The organism is Campylobacter sp. DY7, assembly GCF_057802535.1.
The window spans coordinates 19,818-27,571 of the sequence record NZ_JBYJAU010000018.1 but is presented as its reverse complement, the minus strand read 5'-3'; the positions used below and the strand labels follow the sequence as shown (position 1 = coordinate 27,571).

Annotated in this window: 7 protein-coding genes; 3 read left to right on the top strand and 4 right to left on the bottom strand. The window is 27.6% G+C overall.

Annotation, left to right across the window (positions count from 1 at the left end):
• Positions 1–130: 130 nt before the first annotated feature.
• On the top strand, positions 131–628 hold the full coding sequence (locus tag AC1B00_RS08760) for a hypothetical protein (protein ID WP_488849317.1): 498 nt from the start codon (positions 131–133) through the stop codon (positions 626–628).
• Between the two features lie 38 nt (positions 629–666).
• Here AC1B00_RS08760 and AC1B00_RS08755 read toward each other — a convergent pair whose 3' ends face one another.
• Positions 667–1,644 carry a hypothetical protein gene (locus AC1B00_RS08755; RefSeq protein WP_488849316.1) on the bottom strand — a complete coding sequence of 326 codons (978 nt, stop codon included), beginning with the start codon at positions 1,642–1,644 and terminating at the stop codon, positions 667–669.
• A gap of 96 nt (positions 1,645–1,740) precedes the next feature.
• On the opposite strand from AC1B00_RS08755, the gene AC1B00_RS08750 reads away from it, so the two are divergent.
• On the top strand, positions 1,741–2,754 hold the full coding sequence (locus AC1B00_RS08750) for a hypothetical protein (RefSeq protein WP_488849315.1): 1,014 nt from the start codon (positions 1,741–1,743) through the stop codon (positions 2,752–2,754).
• Between the two features lie 19 nt (positions 2,755–2,773).
• Entirely contained in the window at positions 2,774–3,697 is a 924-nt protein-coding gene (locus tag AC1B00_RS08745) for a bile acid:sodium symporter family protein (protein WP_488849313.1), read from the top strand.
• Positions 3,698–3,742: 45 nt separating this feature from the next.
• On the opposite strand, the gene AC1B00_RS08740 is transcribed toward AC1B00_RS08745, so the two are convergent.
• The 3 genes from AC1B00_RS08740 to AC1B00_RS08730 form a co-directional block, all read right to left on the bottom strand.
• Positions 3,743–4,705, bottom strand: coding sequence for a hypothetical protein (locus tag AC1B00_RS08740; protein ID WP_488849312.1), 963 nt, complete (start codon positions 4,703–4,705; stop codon positions 3,743–3,745).
• A 102-nt stretch (positions 4,706–4,807) separates the two neighbouring features.
• Positions 4,808–6,019 carry a Y-family DNA polymerase gene (locus AC1B00_RS08735; RefSeq protein WP_488849311.1) on the bottom strand — a complete coding sequence of 404 codons (1,212 nt, stop codon included), beginning with the start codon at positions 6,017–6,019 and terminating at the stop codon, positions 4,808–4,810.
• Positions 6,019–7,746, bottom strand: a complete 1,728-nt coding sequence (locus tag AC1B00_RS08730) for an EAL domain-containing protein (RefSeq protein ID WP_488849310.1) — start codon at positions 7,744–7,746, stop codon at positions 6,019–6,021. The genes AC1B00_RS08735 and AC1B00_RS08730 overlap by 1 nt, the downstream gene beginning before the upstream one ends.
• Between the last annotated feature and the right edge of the window lie 8 nt (positions 7,747–7,754).

Below are 7,754 nucleotides of genomic sequence, written 5' to 3'. Positions count from 1 at the left end.
TTTAAGAACCCTCCCATATCGCAAATACTTAAATCCATTTTTATTCTCCTTTATTTAACTTATATCGGTTAATTTGAGAAAAAATTGATAAAAAGATATATAATTTAAATATTTATTTTAAGGAGAGTTTATGAAAAAGATATTATTAAGTTTAGCTTTAATTTCAGGCTTATTTGCTGTTGATAGTATTGATAAAGCTTGCAAAAGTCAAGACCAATCAACTTGCGCTGCTGAGCTTGCGAACTTTTGCAAAGAAGATTTAAAAGCTTGTTATCAATATTCAAAAGATTTATGTGCTAAAGATAATTTTAGTGCTTGTTTAATGACAGCTACTGCAAATGTAAAATTAATACAAACACAAGCAATTGATACTAAAGAAGCTTATGTTGATGTTCAAAAAGCTATAAGTAAATTATGCGAATTACCTGCTGTAATAGCACAAGGTGTATCATCTCATGAAAAATTTTGCGTTTTAGCAGGCGATGGAATGTTCTTAAAAGATGCTAAAGATTACGGCTTAGAAGCAAATCCACAAAAAGCCTTGAGTTATTACAAAAAAGCTTGTGATGCTAATTCTAATATAGGTTGCAAAAAATACGAACAATTACAAAAATTATTAAATAAGTAAGTTTTGTAATTCCTAATTCAAATTCTTTAAGATTTGAATTAGATTTTTATATCTAAGTGCTTGTTACTTACAATGTCTTTTACTAAGCTTGAGCTAAGCTCTAGTGTTACAGAAGTTTCTATTGCATTTGCGTTTTTGCCTAATTTTTCTAAGACTTTATTTTCATCATTCGTAAGAGAGCTTGCACCTAATTTTTTGATTTTTAAAGTTATTTGCATAAGTTTTGCTAAAAGCTCGGCTTGTTCTAATTCTTTTTCTTTTTGTTTGTTTTTAATCTCTTCGGCGCTTTGTCCTTCTTTGGTGTGATGCTCAAATGCTCTTTTAAAATCACTTTTGTAGCGTTTAATATCTGCGTATTTTTCTTTAAGCTCACTTTTATACTCTTGTTCTTCATTAGCATTAGTAAAATTAAGCTCAGCGAAACTAAGCTCGCCATTAAAATCTCTATCACTAGATATTACATAATCTAAATATTCGCTAATACTTGTGCCAATTTCTAGCCTTATTGCATCGTAATTTTTGGTGTTTATAAATCTTTCATCGCTTAATTTATTTACTACATAAAGATATCCATCAAACTCGCCATAAATACCAACCTCAAGCCTTGCTTTGCTTAGTTCATCATTATTTATTCTGCCATCTTGATTGCTATCAGCATCAGCAAGTCCTAAATCATAGGCGATTTCTTTAAACCAGCTTGATACAAAATTAGCAGCATCTTTGTTCAAGATAATTTTATCATCACTAATAATGAAATTATCTTTATTAAAATGAGCCATTAATTGCTCTATTGTTGTTTTGCTTAGACTTAGCCCATGAGTATTGTTATCAAGGTTAAAAACTATATTTATATTATCTTTATCGCTTGTTTTTAAAGAATAATTGTGATTTGTTATATCATCTTTTATGGTATTAATTTGTTCTTTACTAAGATTTTGAAAATTATTTAAGTTTGTTTTATGGTAACTTTTATCATAAACTTTTGAAATATCCACATCAAAGCCACTAATTCTCATAAAATCTCCTTTATTTAAAGATATATCGGATATTTTATAAAAAATTTAATAAAAATTATTAAAATGATTATATATTTATAAACATTAAGGAAATTTATGAGAGTGGATTTATGCAATACTGCTAATGAGGTGGTATTTAAAGCTAGTAATATTAATAAAAAAATTATGAATGAAAATGAAATTTCAGCTTTAAAAACTGCAATTGATACAAATGATTTTATAAATATTACAAATAAAGAGAGAGATTATAATATATATTTTCAATTTGATGATGAAAATGTAGGGGTAAAACTTAGTGATAAAGTTATTGAAAAGTTAAAAAATTTTTTTGAAGAAAGTGATTTTGAAGATTATGATAATGGCATTATTTTAAATGGAGCTACCGCAGCTTATGTTAGTGGTTGGTATGCTGATATAGCTTATAGAAGAAATTACGCATTAGCAGATACAAATAAAGATGGTGAGATAAATAGTGCAGAGAGTAAAAATATTTTTAATATAGTAGCTTACAAGTCTTTAAGAACCGAAGAAGGAATGGAGATTACTAGTGTTGATAAAATTTATATGAGAAATATTTTTTCTCAATTTGATAGAAATTATAAAACAAGCATTTCAAAGGCATTAAATCAAGATATTTTAGAAGATGTTGATATGAATGGCGAACTTACTATGAGAGAGATTTGGGGTGCTGATGAGAAAGGCATTGCTATAAAAGATGTTTATAGCTCAGGTTCGGCTAGTTTTAGTGGTGCAGGTGCTGGTAATATTGCAAATATATTAAGTGGTATTAAAATTGAAGTTCGTAGTGCATATAGTAATCTTAGAATTGATAAATTAATTAACAAAAAAGAATTAGCAAATATGAAGCTAAATGAAGTTGTAGAAAAGCTTAAAACAAAAGATTTTACAACTCTTAGCAAAGAAGATTTAGAAATATTAGAAACTTTAAATTTAGATAAAGTATTTAAAGATGAAAAATTAGAAGAAATTTTAAAAATTAACAAAAATACTTTTGATAGCTTGGGTGCTAGATTTGATGATTTTATTAATTTTACGCAAGATTTCATAAAAGAATTAAACGAACAAAATCTAATAGATATTAGAGTTTAAAATTATAAAAAGGAGATTTATGAAAAATTTTAGTGAATTTATTGCCAAAAATTTAGCAATACTTGTAGTAGTTTGCACCATAGCAGCATTATATTTTCCTAGTATGAGTGCGGTTTTAAAAACTAGTTATATTAATTATATTCTAGGAATTATTATGTTTGGTATGGGTCTTAGCGTTAGAGCAAGTGATTTTAAGGAATTGTTCTTAAGACCTAAAGATGTTATTTTAGGAATTTTTGCACAATTTTTAATTATGCCATTTATTGCATTTGTTCTTATTGTTTTGTTTAAACTTGATATTGCTTTAGCAATAGGTGTTGCATTAGTAGGTGCATGTCCTGGTGGAACTAGCTCTAATGTTATTAGTTATCTTAGTAAAGCTGATGTGGCTTTATCTGTTAGCATTACAAGCTGCACCACGCTTTTAGCTCCATTGCTTACTCCTTTTATTACTTATTTATTAGTTGGAAAAAGTATTGATATAGATACTTTAGGAATGTTTTTAAGCATTATTCAAGTCATTATTATTCCTATTGTAATAGGGGTTTTAACGCATAAGTTTTTACCTAAATTAACAAATAGCTTACAAGGTATTTTGCCATTAATTTCAACCATAGGTATCGTTGTAATTGTTATGAGTGTTGTAAGTGCTAGTGCTAGTAAGATTTTAGCAAATATCGGAATAATTTTTATGGTAGTGATTTTACATAATTTATTAGGATACGCTTTAGGTTTTTTGGTTGCAAGAATTTTTAAACTACAATTAGCAAAACAAAAAACCTTAGCTATTGAAGTAGGTATGCAAAACTCAGGATTAGCAGCAACCTTAGCAGCTACTCATTTTGCTACTTATCCATTAGCTGCTGTTGTAGCGGCTTTATTTAGTGTTTGGCATAATATTTCTGGCGGAATATTAGCAAGTATTTTTAGAAAATTTAATTAAGCTAATTCCTAATTCAAATTCTTATAATTTTTAAAGGAATTTGAATTAGGCTTTTATATCAAGCAATTTTGTTTCGCTAAGTTCATTTATAAAGTCTTTTGTATAAGATATAAAATCTCCTAGCTTATCGTTATTAATTAAATCCTTTAATTTATCTTCGCTTATATTAAGACTAATAGCAAAATCTTTTAAGAGTTTCTTTTCATCATTTGTAAGACTTTCTAAGCCTTGATTTTTTAGTTTTGCTAAGGCTGCTAACTTTTTTAATTCTTCTAATTCTTTTTCTTTTAATTTATCACTATTTTTAAAAATTACTTTAAATGTATCTATAGGATTACCAATTTCATTTTCACTTGTTTTACAATCAGCTATATATTTATGGATTTTATCTTTACCATTAGCCCCTAAATATTCGCCAAATGTTATCACCCCATCGAGGTTTTTATCATCATTTAAGCTTATATCTAAAGCCTTGCTAATATCCATACTCTCACCTTCTGGCAAAGCTACCATACTAGGTAAATATGTGTCTACTATAGCATATGAAATTAGTTCTTCTTCAAGTGTTTTTTCGTTTATTACTATTTCGGAAGCTTCACTAAATACCGTAAATGTATATTTAAATTCCTTGCCCCTTAATTCTCCATCATTATTCATATCAGCTGCTAGAAGATTTCTTCTATATGCAATATCACTAAACCACCCAGCTACAAAGCTAGCTGCATCTTTATCTAAGATAGTGCCTTTGTCGTTTTCAATGAAATTATCGCTATCAAAAAATTCTTTTAATCTATTTAGATTTTTTTCATTTATTTTTACACCGATATTATCTTTATCAAATCCAAAAAATACATTATAATCTTGTTCTTTATTTGTTTTAATCTCAAAATTATTTTTTTCTATATGATAATTTAAATCTTTTAGCTCAACCTCATTTAACTCGTGCTTTTTAACATCAATTTTCCAAGCTACCGGCATATTTTTACTAGCACTTATATCGTGTATCATAAATAATCCTTAATGTTTATTGCTTTAAATCGGCTAGATTACAAAAATCTTAATTCCTATTTCGTAATTCTTATAAATTTTCATGGAATTTGAAATAGGAATTTAATCTCCGTATTTTATGCAGTTTATTCCGAATTTATCTCTTATTTTTGATAAGGTTTCGTTTAGTTTTTTGCTTTTTTCATTAGTGTTGAAAATATCTTCGCAATAAGTTTTATCAAGATTATTTGCACTTATTCCAAGATAATAAACATTATTGTTTTTAGCGTTTTTCATTAGTATTTCAAAGCCTTTTAATGAGTTTTCTAGTAGGTTTTTTTCGCTAAAAGGTTGGATGAGGTTTAGGCTTGTATGCTCGTAATTAGCTCCGTATTTTATGCTTACATCAATTTTTCTAGGATGAAAGCCGTTTTTGCTTATCCAAACGCTTAAATATCTAGCAAGGATTTTTATCCTACGCCTTAGCTCTTCATAATCACTTATAGGTTTAAAACTTTTTGATATTGCGTGGCTTTTGATATCTTTTATCTCTTCTACTTTTTCATTATCAATGCCTTTAATTCTAGCGATGATTTTTTTGCCGTGTTTGCCGTATTTATCTAATAAATATTCTTTTTGCAATAATTCATCTAAAGTATTTACACCATAAGCTCTTAGATATTTTTGAATTTCTTTACCAATTCCAGCAAAGTCTTTTATATCAACGCCTTTAATTGCGTTCTGCATATCGTATTCCATTCTAATGCCGAATGGTTTTGCTAAATCTGTTAAAAATTTTGCACCCCATTTGCTATGATTTATCCCTATACTAGCTGGTAAGCCAAATTTTTCTAAGAGTTCTTTTTGCAAATATTTTGCATAATCTAGTGCTTCGGTATCTTTTTTAAAGCCTTCTAAATCTCCAAAAAACTCATCAATGCTAAATTGCTCAATTACAGGGATTTTGCTTTCTAAAAAAGTCTTTACCTTAAAGCTTAGTTCTTTATAATGCCTTATATTGCTTCTTGCGATTTTTAAATTAGGGCATTTTTGATAAGCGATATTTAATTTATCTCCTACTTTTATTCCGTATTTTTTAGCTTCATAAGATACTGCAATGGCTGTAAAATGCTTGTAATCAATATTTTTTATGGGGGTTTTATTAACTTCTATTGAAGTCATAAAAGCGATTTTGTTTTCTACATATTTTGCATCTTGTGTGAAAAAATCTTCATTACTTCCTGCATAAATTACGCAAGGAACATTGCGTAATTCTTCGTTTATAAGTCTTTCGGCATTTACAAAATAGCTATCAAAATCTATATGTAATTTCATTAAAATCTGTTTTTATATATTTGTAAAAACTCATTCATAGGTGTTGCACCTTTATGATAATAAAATCCTTGTAATTCATCGCAGCCTAATTCTTTTAGACAATTTACTTGCTCAATTGTTTCAACGCCTTCAGCTACAACTCTTTTATTCATAGTTTTTGCGATTTTTATAATCCCTATTATGATTGCTTTTGAGTTTTCATTTATCAAATCACAATCTTTAGTATTTAATCCATCTATAAAACTTTTATCAATTTTAATAGTATCAATAGGAAGATTATTAATATAAGATAAAGAACTATAATCTTTACCAAAATCATCAATACTTATTAAAAATCCTATCGCTTTTAATTTTTCTAATATTGTTTCGCTATTTTCTCTTAATCTATATCTTTCAGTAATTTCTATATCTATTAGGCTAGGGCAAATGTTGTATTTTTTCATATTTGCTACTAGATAATTTATCATATCTTTATGATGAAGATGTTTTGCTGAAATGTTTATGCTAATAGGAATATTTATTCCGATAGTTTGTAGATATTTTAAATCTTGAAATACTCTTGCGATTACAAATTTTTCAAGCTTTATAATTAGGTCGGTTTTTTCTGCAATTCTTATGAATTTTTCTGTATTTTCAAATTTATCATTTCTCTTCCAGCGAATTAAAGCTTCTGCACCTTTTACTAGATTGTCATTAGCTCCGATTTTTGCTTGATAAAATACATCAAGCTCGCCTTTTTCTAAAGCTCTTTTTAAATCGTTTTCTAATTTAGCTTCACTATCAATTTGAGCTTTTACTTCTTCTGAATAATTGCAATATAATTTATCCTTTTGAACGCTTGAAAGTAGTGCAGCTTTATAAGTATCATTTATTATTTGACTATAATTATCGCTTGTTAGTATGCTAAAGCCAATCCCTACGCTTTGCTCATATATCCCATCGCTTCCAAAATTAATGCTTTCGCTAAAGCATTCGTGTAGTTTAACAGCCATAGTATCAAAGCATTTTTGAACCTCATTCGCACAAGGGAATGCTAATAAAAAGTCTCCATTACCGCTAATTTTTGCAATTTTTGAATCCGTTAATGTGGTTGAAAAGCTAGAAAATCTATTTGCTAATTCTAAAATAATCTTATCAGCTAGATTAAAACTTCTACTTTTTAATAGGTTTTGATAGTCTTTTAGATAAATATAGCTTACTATTATTGGGCAATCTGATTTTTCGTAAAGTTCTAAAATATCTAATAAGAATTTTTGTTTTTTTGGTAATTTGGTTAAAGAATTATAATTTTCTTGATAATATATATCGTTTAAAACTTCATTTAAAGAATCAGCGATTTTTTGAAATTCGCTATATGTTAAGTCTTTTGATAGGTTTAATGGTTTATGTTTTTTAACAGAATTTGCCAAAAGCTCAGCGAAATTATCAAAATCTTTTTTTACTTTTCTTAGTCTTCTTTGATATATTCTATTACTTGCTAAGGCTGCTACAAAAACGGTTATAGTGAATACAAAAAATTGAAATAAGGTTTGGTCTTTGTTTTGTTGTAATCTAATTTGAAGGCTTTCATTGCTTATATTATGCACTCTATGATGTTCTTCAATCCTTTTAACTTCGCTAAAATATCTAAAAGTCCCAAAAACTGCTCCCGCAATTTCAACTAACAAAAAAGTTGTAACAACAAAATTTTTAAAAGAATTAGATAAAATTGAGCGTGTTTTTTTCATACCTTACC